This is a genomic window from Gelidibacter sediminis, assembly GCF_004364975.1.
In the GTDB taxonomy this organism is placed as follows: Bacteria; Bacteroidota; Bacteroidia; order Flavobacteriales; family Flavobacteriaceae; genus Gelidibacter; species Gelidibacter sediminis.
In genome coordinates this window covers 1,418,840-1,436,902 of the sequence record NZ_SOBW01000008.1, presented here as the reverse complement: position 1 = coordinate 1,436,902, position 18,063 = coordinate 1,418,840, and the positions used below count along the sequence as shown (strand labels likewise).

At 35.2% G+C, this 18,063-nt stretch carries 15 protein-coding genes; 7 read left to right on the top strand and 8 right to left on the bottom strand.

Annotated elements, in window-relative coordinates; genetic code table 11:
* Window positions 1–141 precede the first annotated feature (141 nt).
* Window positions 142–1,461: a glycoside hydrolase family 2 TIM barrel-domain containing protein gene (locus tag BXY82_RS12920; RefSeq protein WP_133758590.1), complete on the top strand. Its 1,320-nt coding sequence runs from the start codon at window positions 142–144 to the stop codon at window positions 1,459–1,461.
* On the top strand, window positions 1,454–5,212 hold the full coding sequence (locus BXY82_RS12915; RefSeq protein WP_133758589.1) for a glycosyltransferase: 3,759 nt from the start codon (window positions 1,454–1,456) through the stop codon (window positions 5,210–5,212). Before BXY82_RS12920 ends, BXY82_RS12915 begins: the two co-directional genes overlap by 8 nt.
* A 681-nt stretch (window positions 5,213–5,893) precedes the next feature.
* Here the strand turns inward: BXY82_RS12915 and rplS are convergent.
* From rplS to BXY82_RS12890, 5 genes are all read right to left on the bottom strand, one after another.
* Entirely contained in the window at window positions 5,894–6,244 is a 351-nt protein-coding gene (gene rplS, locus BXY82_RS12910; RefSeq protein WP_133758588.1) for a 50S ribosomal protein L19, read from the bottom strand.
* Between the two features lie 260 nt (window positions 6,245–6,504).
* Window positions 6,505–7,182 carry a tRNA (guanosine(37)-N1)-methyltransferase TrmD gene (gene trmD, locus BXY82_RS12905; RefSeq protein ID WP_133758587.1) on the bottom strand — a complete coding sequence of 226 codons (678 nt, stop codon included), beginning with the start codon at window positions 7,180–7,182 and terminating at the stop codon, window positions 6,505–6,507.
* Between the two features lie 102 nt (window positions 7,183–7,284).
* Window positions 7,285–7,902 carry a tRNA (guanine-N1)-methyltransferase gene (locus tag BXY82_RS12900; RefSeq protein ID WP_133758586.1) on the bottom strand — a complete coding sequence of 206 codons (618 nt, stop codon included), beginning with the start codon at window positions 7,900–7,902 and terminating at the stop codon, window positions 7,285–7,287.
* A 142-nt stretch (window positions 7,903–8,044) separates the two neighbouring features.
* Window positions 8,045–9,493 carry a glyceraldehyde-3-phosphate dehydrogenase gene (locus tag BXY82_RS12895; RefSeq protein ID WP_133758585.1) on the bottom strand — a complete coding sequence of 483 codons (1,449 nt, stop codon included), beginning with the start codon at window positions 9,491–9,493 and terminating at the stop codon, window positions 8,045–8,047.
* Between the two features lie 177 nt (window positions 9,494–9,670).
* Complete coding sequence (locus BXY82_RS12890) at window positions 9,671–11,092, bottom strand: trypsin-like peptidase domain-containing protein (protein WP_133758584.1); 1,422 nt, start codon at window positions 11,090–11,092, stop codon at window positions 9,671–9,673.
* Window positions 11,093–11,257: 165 nt separating this feature from the next.
* Here BXY82_RS12890 and dapF point away from each other — a divergent pair, with 165 nt between their 5' ends.
* The 5 genes from dapF (at window position 11,258) to BXY82_RS12865 (ending at window position 15,288) form a co-directional block, all read left to right on the top strand.
* A complete protein-coding gene (dapF, locus tag BXY82_RS12885; RefSeq protein WP_133758583.1) occupies window positions 11,258–12,031 on the top strand; it encodes a diaminopimelate epimerase in 774 nt (257 codons plus the stop codon).
* A complete protein-coding gene (locus tag BXY82_RS12880) occupies window positions 12,031–12,555 on the top strand; it encodes a GNAT family N-acetyltransferase (protein WP_133758582.1) in 525 nt (174 codons plus the stop codon). The genes dapF and BXY82_RS12880 overlap by 1 nt, the downstream gene beginning before the upstream one ends.
* Window positions 12,556–13,599 (top strand): endolytic transglycosylase MltG, encoded by a 1,044-nt coding sequence (gene mltG / locus BXY82_RS12875; RefSeq protein WP_133758581.1) that lies wholly within the window; start codon window positions 12,556–12,558, stop codon window positions 13,597–13,599. It abuts the gene before it with no gap.
* A 2-nt stretch (window positions 13,600–13,601) separates the two neighbouring features.
* Window positions 13,602–14,513, top strand: a complete 912-nt coding sequence (locus tag BXY82_RS12870; RefSeq protein ID WP_133758580.1) for a DUF2279 domain-containing protein — start codon at window positions 13,602–13,604, stop codon at window positions 14,511–14,513.
* Between the two features lie 106 nt (window positions 14,514–14,619).
* Entirely contained in the window at window positions 14,620–15,288 is a 669-nt protein-coding gene (locus tag BXY82_RS12865; RefSeq protein WP_133758579.1) for a peptidoglycan-binding protein LysM, read from the top strand.
* Here the strand turns inward: BXY82_RS12865 and BXY82_RS12860 are convergent, their stop codons facing one another.
* From BXY82_RS12860 to dnaA, 3 genes are all read right to left on the bottom strand, one after another.
* On the bottom strand, window positions 15,289–16,005 hold the full coding sequence (locus tag BXY82_RS12860; protein WP_133758578.1) for an SAM-dependent methyltransferase: 717 nt from the start codon (window positions 16,003–16,005) through the stop codon (window positions 15,289–15,291).
* Between the two features lie 94 nt (window positions 16,006–16,099).
* The gene (locus BXY82_RS12855; RefSeq protein ID WP_133758577.1) at window positions 16,100–16,555 is read right to left on the bottom strand and encodes a low molecular weight protein-tyrosine-phosphatase; all 456 of its coding nucleotides are present in this window, start codon (window positions 16,553–16,555) and stop codon (window positions 16,100–16,102) included.
* 47 nt (window positions 16,556–16,602) lie between these two features.
* Window positions 16,603–18,030: a chromosomal replication initiator protein DnaA gene (gene dnaA / locus BXY82_RS12850; protein ID WP_133758576.1), complete on the bottom strand. Its 1,428-nt coding sequence runs from the start codon at window positions 18,028–18,030 to the stop codon at window positions 16,603–16,605.
* Window positions 18,031–18,063 lie beyond the last annotated feature (33 nt).

The following is an 18,063-nucleotide window of genomic DNA, read 5'->3' as shown; positions in this document are numbered from 1 at the left end:
TCTTAAAATGTTAACTAAGGTTTAAATGAGTTATAGTGCAGATATTACTATTAATCTCCATAAATGATTTGTTCATCGAGTAAATCAATCCGTGTATAAAATCCTTTTTACATTGCCAAGTTTTGAATAATTGAACATAATATGAGGAAAGCGATTTTGATATTTTTTTTCACTACAATCTTAATTCTTCTAGCTGCTTATGTTTATTTACATAGAGATCGGGGGAGGGTTCTGGACAAAACACGTACAGTTTATATTGAAAAGGTTAACAATAAATTTAAATTATATAGAAATGGTAAGCCGTTTTACATTAAAGGAGCTAGTGGTACGGGATATCTAAAAGAGATGGCTGAAGCAGGAGGGAATACGTTACGTGTTTATGACACTCTTAATTTAAAAACACTCTTGGATGAAGCACAAAAATATAATATTGCAGTGATTGTAGATATTCCATTGCCCACTAGTGGCCACGCCAAAACTTATTATTCTGATATGGTAACGGTTCGCAATTTAAAACTTAAAGTAAAAAATTTAGTAAGTCAATACAAAGACCATCCTTCAATTCTGGCATGGAATTTAGGTAATGAACTTATTTTTCCATTAACCATCAAGAATAACAATTTCATTAAAGTATTTAATGATCTTGTAGATCTCATACATAATATTGATCCTAATCACCCCGTAAGTACCAGTGTTAGTGGAACATCAAGAGCACAAACATTGGGAATCCATTTGAGTTCGCCCAAACTAGACTTGATTGGATTTAATGCCTTTGGAAGTATTACTCGTGTGGAATCAGTAATGAATAATATTAAATTAATCACAAATCCAAAGCCATATTTTATAATGGAATGGGGCAATCACGGTCCATGGGAAGCACCAATTAACATTTGGAAATCAATTTTGGAGCCTAGCAGTACCTTAAAAAGTGGTATATATAATGAAGTTTACACATCCTATATTGAAGCGGATCAAAATTGTCTTGGTAGCCTCGCATTTTATTGGGGGTACAAACAAGAAGGTACACCAACTTGGTTCAATATTTTTGATCAGTATGGTAGAAAATCAGACGTGTATTATGAATTAACGTCTCTATGGACGGGAAAAGAAGTTCAGAAGATATTACCCGAAATTAAACGTATGTCTTTAAATAATTTGGAATTAAATCATCAAGTGTTTTCTACAGGTAGTGTCATCAATGCTGAAATAACTATGCAAAAAGCTATTGACAGCACCTTAAGTTTTCATTATAAAATTTTTAGGGAAGCTTGGGGTAGAAAACAATGGAACTCTGAAATAGATTCTTTACGAATAGTTGCTAACAACTCAACTTTTTCAAATAGTTTGAAGTTCAAATCCCCCAATAAGGAAGGTCCTTATAGAGTTTTCGTAACTGTACATGATTTGAAAGGTAATTTTGCGACAGCTAATATGCCATTTTACGTATTAAATCATGAATAATAGTATGTTAAAGGCACCTACAAGGCTTGAGAAATTTAAAATTAGGATTCTTATTGTGTTTGGATTGGCTAGTCTTGTCAATTTTTTTTATTGGTTTTTTGAATTTGAACTGATAGATAATCAGGTGTTGTATTGGATGCTGATGATGCTGATATGTTTTGACACCTTTAGGCTTATCTACATATGGTATCATTATTGGAATTTATCAGTACCGCATAAACCTACTTCTCATAACCATCTCACTGTAGATGTATTTACAACGTATTTTCCAGGAGAACCTAAACATATGCTCAAGGATACCTTGTTGGCAATACAGCAAATGGATTATCCTCACACGACCTATTTATGTGATGAAGCAAATGATATTGAATTGATTGAATTTTGTCGTCTACATCAAATTATTCACGTTACACGGGATAATCGTAAGGATGCAAAGGCGGGGAATATTAATAACGCATTACGACAAGCCAAAGGCGAGATTTGCCTGATTCTTGATCCAGACCATATTCCACACAACAACTTTTTAAAGGAGATTATTCCATATTTTAATGATCCCGAAATTGGTTTTGTTCAAACCGTTCAATCGTATTACAATCTTAACGAATCATTGGTAGCCCGAGCGGCTGCAGAGCAGACATTTCATTTTTACGGACCAGTAATGATGTGTATGAATTCCTATGGCACCGTTAATGCCATTGGGGCGAATTGTATTTTCAGAAGATCAGCACTCGATTCTATTGGTGGCCATGCGGCCGGTTTATCAGAGGATATGCATACCGCAATGAAATTGCATGCCAAAGGATGGAAATCTATATATGTGCCAAAAGCATTATCAGAAGGCTTGGCGCCCGCTACATTAACTTCATATTTTAAACAACAATTAAAATGGTCGCGAGGTACTTTGGAATTATTGGTTTCCACTTTCCCTAAATTGATTAATAAATTGTCATGGCGTCAGAAATTGCATTATGGTATACTACCCTTACATTACTTAACGGGTTTTATTTTTCTGTTCAGCATTTTAATACCAATTATAGCTCTATTTACTTCTACAACCCCATGGAAGGGAAATGTTATCAATTATGGATTAATATTGTTGCCAGTGTTGGTGTCTATATTAGGAATTCGATTTTATGTGCAAAAATGGGTAATAAACAAAGGGGAACGTGGAATGCACCTTTTGGGTGGTCTATTAATGCAAATTACCTGGAGTATTTACCTCATGGGAATGTTTTACACGATTATCAGAAAAAAGGTGCCATATCTTCCTACGGTTAAAGAAGATGATCAAAAGACTGATGTGTTAATAGTACTACCAAATATTATAGTAGGTCTCATCAGTATATTGGCAATAATTTATGGTTTATATAGAGATCTTACTCCATTTTCTATATTTATGTCTGGGTTTGCATTATGGAATGCCATGATAATGTTTTACACTTTACACTTCGCTTATCAATTCAACCGTACTTCCATTCCCGATAGAAAGAAATTAGATGCCAATTTTAATAATGAATCGAAATTTGAGAAAATTATTTTTAATATTTGGCAAAAATCAGCGTTAGTTATCACCGGTTTTATTCTCATTTCAGCTGGGTATTTTAATTATAAGCAAGAACAAACTAAACTTGAGGGTATGGCCTACGAGCCGGAACTGGATCAAACTACAACATATGTTGGGGTGTTTGCTCCAAAGATTGATAATGGGCTTAGCGACTTTTCATTAGTGTCAGAGTTCTCACAATCTATCGGGCAAGAGGTAAGTATTATTTCCTTTTATTTGGCATGGGATAAATCGCTTGCAAATACCTTTCCAGAGCAAGAATTACTTCAGGTCTATGAGGAAAAGGCATTTCCAATGATTACTTGGGAACCTTGGATCAATTCATTTACTAGCGGTAAAAGTTTGCAAGGCCATGTAGTTGACTCTATATACAGTGGGTATTTTGATGAATTTATAGCAGATTTTGCAGTACGTCTGAAAAACCTGCAAAAACCGGTATTTCTGAGATTTGCACATGAATTTGATAATCCGTTTTATCCATGGTATGACCATCGTGACGATGCTGCAGATAAATTTAAAAAATCTTGGATTCACATCTGGAATATCTTTGAAGAACAAGGTGCAGATAATGTGGTATGGATCTATAACCCGTGGAAACCTGAAAATGTAATGCATTATTTTCCGGGTCATCGTTATGTAGATTGGCTAAGTGTAAATTTGTTAAATTATGCCACATATGATCAACCAGATCTATATAATTCGTTTGAATCGCTTTATGAGCCCTATCACAACGAATTTGAAAAACTGGGAACTTATCCCATTATGTTATCAGAATTTGGAACCTATTTTGATCCTGATTTTCAGAAACAGTGGTTGGAGAACGCCATGTTGCAAATAGATACTAACTACAATGAAATTAGGGCCATTGTTTATTTTAACTCTAACGTTGATAATAATATGCCCGATGGTACTGAAGGAGATTCTTATCTGAATTGGACCATTGCAGATATCAATAATATTGATCTCAGCTTTAAATCAGAAAATATTCCGCCGTATTTGTTTAAAAATACACCTAAAATCGATACCGCCCCATTAAGACTTACAAATCAATTTAAAAAACTCGAAAATACACGGGGCGTAAATCTAAAAAACAGCCAGGGATGGAATAGAGATTACCACGTATTAACCCGGAAGAATCTTGAATCTCATTTTAGAATGATTAAAGATTTGGGATTGAATACAATAAACTATACTTCAAATGACACCTACGATTATAACGTGGTTAACATAACTAAAGAGTTTGGGCTAAACCTATCATTTGGATTTTGGATCCCCGATCACATCAATTTCTATGAAGATTTAAGTGCATCAATACTATACAAAGATAAGATAGTCCATTTGGTAGAGAAGCATAAAAGCGAAGAACATATAAAAGCTTGGCGCCTACAGAATAATTTAATGACAAAATACAATTCCTCTTTTGACGAACCTGTTAGGTCGTATCATAGACGTGCGTATGTGTTATGGTTGCAACAACTGACCTCTGAAATAAAAAAAATAGATCCGTCCCGACCAATTATAATTGACTATAAATTAAACAACTTAGAAAGTTCTGAGGCTAATGATTTTTTAAGAGCCCTAGTAAATGTAGATGGTTTAGGAATAATCGTAAACGAGGGTCTCAATACAGATATCATATTAAAAGCAGTTCAATCATTAGAAGGGCCCCATATCTTTACCGATATTTCTGTTGAAATGTTAGGGGAATTGGAAAAAGCCTCATTATCAAAAGGATTTTTCGTGAAAAATTGGCAAGATCAGCATCAAATTGACAAACTATCATTTGATGGACTCATAGATCGGAAAGGTAGGCTAAAACCTGATTATCAGAATTTAAAAACCATTTTGGATAGTAAGGAAGATTACAATATGACAAATGGGGTTGGAATATTAAAGACAATTGATTTACTTAAACCAGGGCAACAAGCGTATTTTTATGCCATGCTTTATGATCCGCTAAAGGGCTGGGAGCGTGTTGAGTCAGAGGATTATTATGAAATTGAATGGGCACTGGTCAAATGCGATCTTTATGGCAATTATCAAACAATTAAAGATGTAGGTGATAAAGGAACTCTACTGTTAACAATACCTGAAAATTATGAAGATTACCGCATACAGTTATCAATTATTAAAGACAAAAAAGTGATGTCTAAGATAACGACATTAAACACACCGTATATACCATAATTTACTTGAATAACTTCTATTAATTACTTAAAAAAACAAAAGCCATATCATTGTAGCTAAACTACCTTGACATGGCTTTCTTTGAAATAGTAACGTGATCTAATTAACATTTCTGCTAAATCAGCCGACTAAAACTCACGTTTTACAATCGTCTTTTTCAATTCAAGTTATCCTATTTCAATAAAACATTTTTTAACTTTCAAAATGTATTGACCTGTTAATAAAATGTTTCAGTATGTTGTTTTTCTTGATGTGATATTAATGTCATCCATTTTCACAAATAACATTTAACAATACATTGCTTCCTACCTTGGTGTACACTTTCGTTGCGACCATCTTTGGAAACTTTCGGCTTTACTAGTTACACCCTATTTACATGTGGTGCACTTTTTAAAATGTCATGATGTTATAATTAGACACATCTTCATATGCTATTTATAATCATCTCAAAAAACAAACTAAGAACGTATTTTCTAAATTCAAATTAAATTCAATGTCTTAATTTGAAACCAACACAAGGTTGTTTCTGAATCGTTTTACTAAGATACAAAAATTTGTTGTAATGCCAAAGAGAACCAAGGGTTTAGTTTTCAACATGTTATGAACTTTACTAATTAACATATGTTCATAAAAAAAAGCCTTGAAATTCTCAAGGCTTTTATATGCTGTAAATTAAGAATTCTATCCTCTTCTTTCTTTAATTCTCGCTTTCTTACCAGTAAGACCTCTAAAGTAGAAGATACGTGCGCGTCTCACTTTACCTTTTTTGTTCACTTCAATTTTTTGAAGCGCTGGAAGGTTAATAGGGAAAATACGCTCAACGCCAATAGTTCCTGACATTTTACGGATTGTAAATGTTTCTGTACTCCCAGAACCTTTGCGTTGTAATACTACACCTTTAAAGAACTGTGTACGCTTCTTTTCACCCTCTCTAATTTCGTAATACACCGTGATGGTATCACCAGCGCCGAATTGAGGATATTCTTTTTTTTCTACAAATTCGTCTTGTACAAATTTTACTAAAGAATTCATCTCTTTTAATTTTTAAATTTTAATCCAAACCAACATTCACGGAGATCGCCAGAGGTTAACCTGAAATTGGATGCAAAAGTAATCAATAAATAATAATTGGCAAGAGTATTGTCATAAAATGTTAAGGAATTTTGATGCCATATGTCTATTGTAGACATGGAAGATTAACTATCGATACCTAAATTTTAACCATCGAATTTTGACTTTTTATTATCGCGCACTGCATAGTGCCAACTGAGTACTGCCAACTGCATTCTAATTCAATCTTCCAACAAATCCGGGCGTCTTTCCTTGGTATGCTCATAGGCCTTGTCTTCGCGCCACTTTTCAATTTTTGCGAAATGTCCACTGAATAAAATTTCAGGCACTTTCATGCCTTTATATTCCCTTGGTTTTGTGTAGATGGGCGGTGCCAATAAATTGTCCTGAAAAGAATCTGTCAATGCAGACGTTTCATTGCCCAACACTCCGGGGATCAATCTTATCACGGCGTCACATAATACAGCCGCACCTAATTCCCCACCAGAAAGGACATAATCACCTATTGAGATTTCTTTGGTAATGAGGAGGTCTCTGACACGTTGATCTACACCTTTATAATGTCCGCAGAGAATAATGATGTTTTCCTTTAAAGACAAGGTGTTGGCCATACCCTGATTTAATGTCTTGCCGTCTGGAGTCATATAGATGACTTCGTCGTAAGTTCGTGCAGCTTTGAGTTGACTTATGCATTTATCAATGGGTTCAATCATCATCACCATGCCTGCACCACCACCAAATTGAGTATCGTCAATAGATTTGTAATTATCAGTAGTGTAATCTCTCAAATTATGCAAATGTACCTCTACCAATCCAGCGGAAATGGCACGTTTTAAAATGGAAGCTTCAAACGGACTTTTGAGTAATTCGGGTAAAACTGTAATAATATCTATGCGCATGGTATTGTATCTTCACTGCAAAGATGCAAAAAAGTGTGTTGTGTTCTAGCTTCCGACTAGAGAAAAAAAATCTGTAAGGTTACTTACAGATTTTGAATTGATTTATTTTATGCTTTTCTGTTTATTGATTTCATCTTGCAGTTGTCGTCTTACTTTTTGTTCACGCTCAAGTGCCGTACGTCGGTGTTCTTCAAATTCCTCTTCTGTTTCAACTAAAGATTTTTTTGCAAGTTTGGTAACTGAATTGCTGTTTCGATATTTATAGATGAACAATAATAATAAAGCAAAAAGTCCCCCAATAATACTCCACATCAACACATTGTAATTGCTTTTGCTCATCTGCAAACCAAAGAGCGCCATATTATCCTTTTCTTCATTGGTTTCTGCCAGTGTCGTTTTGGTTTCAGAGAGGTTGCTTTTTAAGGTAGTAATTTCTTGAACTAAACTATCGACTGTATTTTGGGTTCTAGTTAAATTGTTTTGAATCGCTTTTAAAGAATCGAGTGTATGAGCCTTTAATTGATATAACCAGGTTTTTTTGACATTCTTGTATTCTTGATAGTTATAAGATTTTTGAATTACATATTCAAATTGATTGTCGATGGTTCCTTCAGTTAAAGATAATTTGTCATCATCCTCAGTAGATGTTTCTTGAGCATTGGCTACCACAAAAAATAGACAGGCGAGAAATGTGAACGTTAGAGTTTTTAATGAATGCATTCGTTTAGATTTACTGATATGGTTAAAATTTGAACAAGATAAAAAATTAAAAGAGATCTTGGCTGTTATTTAAAACAAATAGCCTCACATTTTGGAGGCTATTTAATATACGATTCAATTTATATTTTAGATGTTCAGCCTACTAATAATATGTATAACGTCTTACTTTTGATATATATTTTGCCAATCGGATTACTTGGTGACTGTAACCATATTCATTATCATACCATATATATAATACTACATTTTTGCCATCTGGCCTCACAATTGTCGCTTTACTATCGTATATGGCAGGAGCAGAGCTGCCTACAATATCGCTCGAAACCAATTCATCACTGAGTTCATATTTAATTTGCTCAACAAGATTGCCTTCTAAAGCATATTTTTTCATGGTCGTATTTAGTCCTTCCAATGAGGTTGCTTTGTCTAATTCAAGATTTAAAATGGCCAAAGAACCGTTTGGTACGGGAACGCGAATAGCATTGGATGTCAGCTTACCTTCTAAAGAAGGCAATGCTTTTGCTACGGCGCTTCCTGCTCCAGTTTCGGTAATCACCATATTTAACCCTGCAGCGCGACCTCGACGGTATTTGCTGTGAAAGTTATCTACCAAGTTCTGATCATTGGTGTAGGCGTGTATGGTTTCCAAATGTCCGTATTTAACTCCAAAGGTATCTTCTATAGCCTTTAATATAGGCGTAATGGCATTTGTAGTGCATGATGCGGCAGAAAAGATATCCACAGTATCCGGATTGTGTTCTAAGTGGTTAACGCCGTGTACAATATTAGGAATGCCTTTGCCTGGTGCGGTCAATAATACCTTGCTTACACCTTTTGATTGCAGATGTCTGCTTAATGCTTCCTTGTCTCTAAAGGCACCTGTATTGTCAATTACCAAGGCGTCATTGATACCATATTTAGTATAATCAATTTCTTCTGGTGCATTGGCAGATATTATATTGACAGTAGTGCCATTAATAATTAAGGCACTGTTTTCCAAATCAGCAATAACAGTTCCTGAAAACTCGCCATGTACAGAGTCGTTGCGTAATAATGAAGCTCGTTTTTCTAAAACAGTTTGATCAACTTTGCCTCGGGTTACGATAGCTCTTAGGCGCATTTGACTCCCTTTTCCTGTTTTGGTCATCAGTTCTCGTGCAACCAATCTTCCAATGCGTCCAAAACCATAAAGAATAACATCTTTGGGTTTTATGCTTTCGTTTTTACTAGCCCCCTTGAGTCTACTGGCTACAAAAGCTGTGGCGTTATTATATTTTTGATCCTCTAAATGGTATTCATATGTTAATTTACCAATGTCTAATTTTGCGGGTGGTACATCTAAGGTCTTGATGGCCTGAGCAATTTCAACAGAATCAAATATCGAAATTGGCTTTTGAACAAAAGCACCTGCATATTCGTGCAAGTTTAAAATTTCACTGACGTTTCTGTCAATTAACTGATTTCTAAATAATACCAGTTCTATGGATTTGTCATACCACAAATCACTGACTATTTTGATAAATTCGACTGTTGCTTTTCGTCTGTCTGCTTGAAAAGCTAATTCATTCTCATAAGTTCCATTCAAACTCATTGTTTCAAAGTTTAGTGTGCTTGTCTATTTTAGGACAAACGGGTTGTTGTGTTTAACCGACTATTCGGAAGTGCAAAAGTAATATATTTCAAACGTTTTCGTAAAGTTTTTAGAACTAAAAAACCCTTTGAAAGCATAATGCTCCAAAGGGTTAGAAATATATAATTAAGAGCATGATTATCTAAAAATAAAACTCTCTTTTTGACCTGAACTTGTAATAACAGAAAGTTTTTTGATATTCTTTTCTAAATCATCACCATACTTTAATTTAAGTTTCATGATGTCATCGACATTTTTAATCACCTCTCCGTTAATTTCCGTAATAACGTATCCTGAATTGATGCCCAAATTCTTGTAAAGTGCGTAATTCTCATTTTTGATCACCGCAACGCCATTGTTGATCTTATTTCTCTCTTTAACTTCACTTGGAATGTTTCTTAATTGCATATCCAAAAATTCTATAGTCATAATTTCACTCTTAGATAAGGTAACAGGCACCTTTCTTTCAGAACCATTTCTAATAATTACCAAATCAACAACGTCATTAGGTCGTTTGGTACTTAAGTAACCACTAAGGTCAGAAAATTTTGAAATTGTAATGTTGTCTATTTTCTTTATAATATCGCCTTTTCTAATGCCGGCTTTATCTGCCCCTGAACGTTCTTCAACTTCACTTACATAAAATCCTTGTGTGGTGTTCACTTCAAAAGACTCAGCCGATTTACTATTGAGTTCGCCGCCTCTTACTCCTAAAATACCATTTTGAACATTTCCAAATTCCATGATATCTTCCACAACTTTTCTGGCAATGTTACTAGGAACGGCAAAGGAGTAACCAATATAAGAACCGGTTTGACTGGTAATGGCTGTATTGATTCCTATAAGTTCACCACGGGTGTTCACCAACGCACCACCTGAGTTTCCAGGGTTAACAGCAGCATCCGTCTGAAGAAACGATTGCGAATTGATGCCGGACAAATCTCTAGATTTGGCACTAATAATACCTGCAGTTACTGTAGAGGTAAGATTAAATGGATTTCCAACTGCTAATACCCACTCGCCAACCTTAACTTGATCTGAGTTACCAAATGTAGCAAAAGGTAAATCTTCATTGGCATCAATTTTCAATAATGCAATGTCCGTTTTTTCATCAGTTCCAATCAATTCGGCGTCATAAGTTTTATTATCATTTAATGTGATGGACAATTTTTGAGATCCATTAATTACATGATTGTTTGTAATGATATAACCGTCAGGCGAAATGATAACGCCACTACCAGTTCCTACCTGGGCACGCTCTGTACTTCTGCCCATAAACAGATCTTGCAATGTCATTGGTGCTCTACTTATAGTTGTATTTTTTACGTGTACAACAGCATGTACGGCATTTTCAGCGGCTTCTGTAAAATCAGGAGCATTAAGAGTACCATATGAGGTTACGGCAGTATTACTGGTTGGAAAATAGGATACACTAGATTTAGAGCTAGTGTTCTGCTCTGAATTATTGGTATAATCTTCTTCTAAAAATAGTTTATAGGCAGATAATGTCATGATTCCACCTAATGCAGATACTAAAATTAGGGTTAAAATCTTCTTCATTTTAATTAGAATTTATTAGTGTTGTATGTATTTATGATATAGATGTTCTATAATTTAACGATTAAAATTAAATTTTTATGTGATTGCAAACCCTCCATTTAACGATTTTTAACGCATGCGGAGTTCGGTAATAAACCATCGATATTTGCTATATTTGTCAAATCTATGAAACAGACTTTTTACAAATACCAAGGAACCGGTAATGATTTTGTGATGATTGATAATCGTCATTTAACATTTGACAAAAATGATACCAATTATGTTAAATTCTTATGTAACAGACGATTTGGCATTGGTGCGGATGGTTTGATCTTATTGGAACGTCATAATGACTTCGATTTTAAAATGGTGTATTACAATGCTGATGGGAATGAAAGTTCTATGTGTGGCAATGGCGGTAGATGTATTGTAGCCTTTGCTAAATTTCTTGGCATTATTGAGAAAACGACAACTTTTGAGGCTATAGACGGCACACACCACGCTAAGATTGAAGCAGATCATGTGCAATTGCAAATGCAAAATGTATCAACAATAGAAAAATTTGATTCGCATGTGTTTTTGAATACTGGGTCTCCCCACCATGTACAGATGGAATCAGATCTTCAAGCGCTTAATATTAAGGAATCCGGGAGTAATATAAGATATGGTTCTCCTTATCATCAAAGCGGTACGAATGTAAATTTTGTTTCAAAAATATCAGATGACAAATTTTCAGTTAGAACCTATGAGAGGGGTGTTGAAGATGAAACTTTGTCTTGTGGAACAGGTGTAACCGCTGTAGCACTTGCAATGAATTATTTGGGAGAAACAGATAAAAATTTAATAAGTCTAAATACAGAAGGTGGCGAATTAAAGGTTACTTTTAAGAAAAAAGGAGGTGGGTATTCAGATATTTGGCTCATAGGTCCTGCAATTCAGGTTTTTAAAGGAACAATTTAATGGAGACCTTAAAAGGAGCCCATATCTATTTGCGAGCATTAGAGCCTGAAGATATACATTTTCTTTATGCCATAGAAAACGATGAACATCTATGGGAGCTTAGCAGTACCCAAATTCCATATTCGAGATACATTCTTGAGCAATATTTAGAAAATTCGCATAGAGATCTCTATGAGGTAAAGCAATTGCGATTGGTAATCTCCAATTATCAACATAAAGCCATTGGGCTAATTGATTTGTTCGATTTTGATTTTCAAAACAGTCATGCGGGTGTGGGTATTTTAATTCGGGAACCCGGAGACAGGCGACAGGGATTTGGGAAGGAAGCACTGCAATTGTTGGTCAATTACAGTTTTAATCATTTAAATTTGCATCAGCTTTATTGTAATATTACTGAAGGTAACCAGGCCAGCATGAACTTATTCACTAATCAAGGCTTTGAGGTAGTGGGTGTAAAAAAAGATTGGCTCTTCAGCAATAAAGTATATAAAAACGAATATCTTTTACAACTTATCAATAAATAAATGTATTTCAAGAAAATTTTCGTAGCCATAGCGCTTATTGGATTGGTTGTAGCTGCAATCATCGCTTACAACATTTACCAAACCATGTTTGTCTCTAATACAGCCTTTAACAATGACGAGGCGTACGTGTTTATTCCAACAAATGCGACCTATCAGGATGTGAGAGTACAATTGGAGCCGCTTTTAAAGGATTTGGATAAGTTTGATGCTCTGGCGGAGCGCAAAAAATACCCAAACAATATCAAAGCAGGGAAATTTGTTATTAAAAAAGGGATGAATAACAATGATATTGTCAATTCCATCCGCAGTAATAATATTCCCGTTAAACTTTCCTTTAATAATCAGGAATCTTTAGAACGTTTGGCAGGACGTATATCCACCCAAATTGAAGCAGATAGTTTAGAATTGTTTACCGTAATGTCTTCTCCTGAATTTTTAAAGGCAAATAACTTTTCTTCACAAACAGCATTGGGAATGTACATTCCGAATAGCTACGAGTTCTTTTGGAACACTTCTGCAGAACAATTTAGAGAACGTATGCTTAAGGAATACCATCGTTTTTGGAATGATGCGCGCTTAGCTAACGCCAAAACGATTGGTCTGACACCAGAAAAGGTGATGACACTGGCCTCTATTGTACAAAAGGAAACCGCTAAAGTAGATGAGCGCAAAAGGGTTGCCGGAGTGTATATGAATCGATTAAATATAGGTATGCCACTTCAGGCCGATCCAACAGTTATCTATGCCATCAAAAAGACTTCAGGAAATTTTGACCAGGTCATTAAACGTGTGCTTTACAAAGATTTGGTTTTAGACTCACCCTATAATACCTATAAATATGCGGGATTACCTCCAGGCTTAATTACTATGCCTGATATTTCATCCATAGATGCGGTGCTGAATTATGAAAAGCATGATTACCTTTATTTTGTGGCTGACGTAACGAATTTTGGCTATCACAAATTCGCTAAAACCTTGGCTCAGCATAATGTCAATAGACAGGAATATGTGCGCTGGATCAATCAGCAAGGTGTAAATAGGTAAACATGAGGCGGCTATTACTAGGTTCATTTGTATTCTTACTAGTGGCCGCAGAATCATTTTCTCAATCAAAACTTGAACAATTTCTTCAACCTAGCGATACACTACATGTGGCGCGTCGTACATCAGTATACGTAACTGAAGCAGCTGTAGGTGGACTTGCCTTATTAGGTCTGCAACAGTTATGGTATGCAGATTATGAGCAATCTAAGTTTCATACTGTTAATGATAATAATCAATGGTTGCAAATGGATAAAATGGGACATGTTTTCTCATCTTATCAATTAGGCAATATAGGTGCCAATGCACTACAGTGGAGTGGGGCAAGTAAAAAGGATCAATTATTATATGGAGCTACGCTGGGCTTTACATTTTTAACCGCTGTTGAGGTTTTGGATGGCTTTAGTAAAGAATGGGGTTTCTCTTGGGGAGATATGATAGCCAATGCTACCGGTACTGGACTTTACGTTGGTCAAGATATCCTGTGGAAGGAGCAGCGTATCACCTTAAAATACTCCTTTCATCAAACTAAATATGCTTCCTCTCAACCTGACAAATTAGGTGACGGGTTCTTAGAAGAACTTCTTAAGGACTATAACGGTCAGACTTATTGGTTGAGTTTTAATATTTATTCTTTCATAAATAACGATCATATTCCTAAGTGGTTGAATGTTGCCGTGGGTTATGGGGCTGATGGCATGATGTTTAGTAATAGTGGGGTTGTTAATGACCTTAATATGAGTAAAAACAGGACCCGACAGTTCTATTTAAGTTTGGATATTGACATGTCGCGGATCAAAACAAAATCTCATTTTTGGAGATCTGTTTTTGACGTTTTAAACGTAATTAAGGTGCCTTTTCCTACCGTGGAGTTTACCGATAAAAATGGCATAAAGCTACGCGGTATCTATTTTTAGAGAGCTTAATCGATTAATTTTGAGGCTTTAATAAAATGGTGTATCTTTGCACGCTGAAATTTAAGTCTGCTTAAAACTATAAAAGGCTTTACAAATATTAGGAAAAATGTTAAAAAAAATCACTAATTATTTTGTTATTCCTTTTGCAATTTGTGTCATATTAATGACGGCACTTTTTCCAAAAACGACTGTGGATATGACTAATTTTTCTACGGAAGGATTAGAACTAAATTACACCGTTTCTGAAGACATCGCACTATTGTCTGCAGCAGAAGGAACAAACCCAACACTTACATATGATAAATATTTTCCTTATTTGGGAAAATCCTACTTAGGCTTTAAAGAAGCACTTGCTTTTAAAGAATCTAGAGGTAATTATTTTACTGTAAATGATTTTGGGTATTTAGGAAAGTACCAATTTGGTGCGGAAACGCTAAAGTTGTTGGGTGTTTACAATCCCCAATTCTTTTTGTACACCCCAGAATTGCAGGAAAAGGCATTTTTAGCCAATTCAGAGCGTAACAAATGGATATTACGAAAAGATATAGCTCGATTTGTAGGTAAAGAAATTCACGGAATCACCATCACAGAATCAGGCATTCTAGCCGCTGCACATTTGGCAGGACCAGGAAGTGTTAAGAAATTTCTAAGGAGTTTTGGAGGTTATAATTTTTCTGATGCTTATGGTTCTTCTATCTCACATTATATGAAGCGTTTTTCGGGGTATGATACTTCATTTATCAAACCAAACCGAAAGGCGAAAGCGGTACTTTAATCAGTCTTTGTGAATGATGAAGATTGCTGGGCGTTTGTGTAAGTCTACTTTTGTATGCTTCCAATCTTTCGCGATAAAGGTTTTAATATATTCTGTAGAAAGGGTTAAATCGCAGGCCACGCAAATTCTGGTTTGAGGGTGTAATACATTGCATAAATCTTCCAGCATTTTATTGTTACGATAGGGGGTTTCTATGAACAGTTGACTTTGATTTTGTTCTTGTGAAAGTCGTTCTAAACGTTTTAATTCTGCTTTCCGGTCTTGCTTGTCTATGGGAAGATAGCCATTAAAAGCAAAGCTCTGGCCATTCATCCCAGACCCCATAAGGGCCATAATTATTGAAGAAGGGCCAACCAGTGGAACTACTTGAATGTTATTGTCGTGTGCTAATTTGACAATATCAGAACCCGGATCAGCAATTGCAGGACATCCCGCTTCAGAGAGTAACCCCATAGGTCTCCCAGTTTTACATGCTTCTAAAAATGTCGATTTTTCTGAATCTTCTGTATATTTATTTAAAACTTTAAAGTGTAAGGCAGGTTGTGATTTTTCAGGATGTACCTGTTTTATAAATCGGCGTGCTGTTTTTTCGTTTTCAACAATATAATCATCTGTAAAGTCGATAATTTTTTGGATCGATTGTGGCAAAACGTCCCACATTGGATTATCACCTAAACCAGTAGGAATTAAATAGAGTTTTCCAAATTGTGTATCCATATGTTTCTTTTATGATTGAGACGTACGCTATTCTCAGGCTCTAATAGATTTTAATCAAAACTCAAATTAAAATAATTGTTTGATTATGAAATTTTTAGGTGGTTAATTTTGCTGCTATTTTAGTACAGGCGTCATCTAAAAGTGCATAGACTTTGTCGAAATCTTCAGCATCACCCCAATACGGATCCGGAACCTCTAAACCATCTTCAATTTCAGCGTCTTCCAAAATGAGTTTAACTTTAGCTCTATCATCAGTATCTCGCGCCAGTTTTATGACATTGGCATAATTGGACTGGTCCATCACGTAAATGATGTCATAAGTATCAAAATCAGAGGGTTTAAATTGGCGGCATTTCTGATTGGAAATGTCAATACCATTTTGTTTTGCAGTGGCAATAGAACGGTGGTCTGGTGATTTTCCTATGTGGTAATCTCCTGTGCCAGCAGAGTCTACTATAAACGTATCTGAAGGAAGTTTAGATTCTAAAATACCGTGCGCTAATGGCGATCGGCAAATGTTGCCTAAGCAAACCATTAGTATTTTTGTCATGATACTTTGTGAATTTTATTTACGAACTTATTTGTGTAGAAGTTAGATTAAAGTGCCAATTTTTTGGAAATATCTTCAACGTACTTTCTAAATTGTTTGTCAGTAGAGGAGAGGTTATCCACAGTTTTACAGGCGTGCAATACAGTAGCATGATCGCGTTTGCCAATCTGCGATCCGATACTTGCTAATGATGCTTTGGTAAATTTCTTGGCGAAAAACATTGCAAGCTGCCTTGCTTGAACTATATGTCTTTTACGGGTTTTAGATTGTAATGTACTCACATCCATTTGGAAGTAATCTGAAACTACTTTTTGAATGTAATCAATGGATACTTCACGTTTTGTATTCTTAACAAATTTTTCAACAATCTCCTTAGCAAGATTAATTGTGATCTCTTTTTTGTTAAATGATGATTGTGCGATTAATGAAATGATAGCGCCTTCCAGTTCTCTAACGTTAGTCTTAATGTGTTTTGCAACGTACTCAATAATATCATCCGGCATTTCTACACCATCACGATAAAGTTTGTTCTTTAAAATAGAAACACGTGTTTCAAAATCCGGACTTTGTAATTCTGCCGATAATCCCCATTTAAACCTTGATAATAAGCGTTGTTCAATATCCTGCATGTCTACAGGTGCTTTGTCACTGGTTAAAATGACTTGTTTGCCGTTTTGATGCAAGTGATTAAAGATATGGAAGAATACATCTTGAGTACCTGACTTTCCTGATAGAAATTGAACATCATCAATAATTAGAACGTCAATGATTTGATAAAAATGTATGAAATCATTTCTGTTATTTTTCTTTACAGAGTCAATGTATTGTTGTGTAAATTTTTCAGCGGATATATAAAGAACAGTCTTTTCAGGATATTTATCCTTAATATCAATACCAATAGCATGTGCTAAATGTGTTTTGCCCAAACCGACCCCGCCAAAGATTAATAACGGATTAAATGAGGTTCCACCTGGTTTGTTGGCAACTGCTAGACCTGCATTTCTCGCCAATCTGTTGGAGTCTCCTTCTAAAAAGTTATCAAAACTGTAATTAGGATTGAGTTGAGATTCAATCTTAACATTTCTAATTCCAGGAATTACAAATGGATTTTTTAATTCTGGATTCTTATTTTTTAAGGGGATATCAACATTTTGAGATTTTACGGCGCCTCTGTTTGAACTTGGGATTCTTTCCGTAAAAGGTTGTTTATTGCCATAAGTGTTTTCCATCTTAATGACATATACTAATTTTGCGCGTTCTCCAAGCTCCTTATTTAGTGCTACTTTAAGAATTTTGACGTAATGCTCTTCCAACCATTCGTAAAAGAACTTACTAGGTACCTGAATACTTAAAGCCTTGTCAGTGAGCTTGACTGCTGTAATAGGTTCAAACCAAGTTTTGTATGCTTGGGGTTGTATATTGTCCTTTATAAAAGACAGACAATTATTCCAAACCGATTGCGCAGTTATCTCCATTATAAAAGTTAGTTTTTTGTTTGTTAGTCAGAT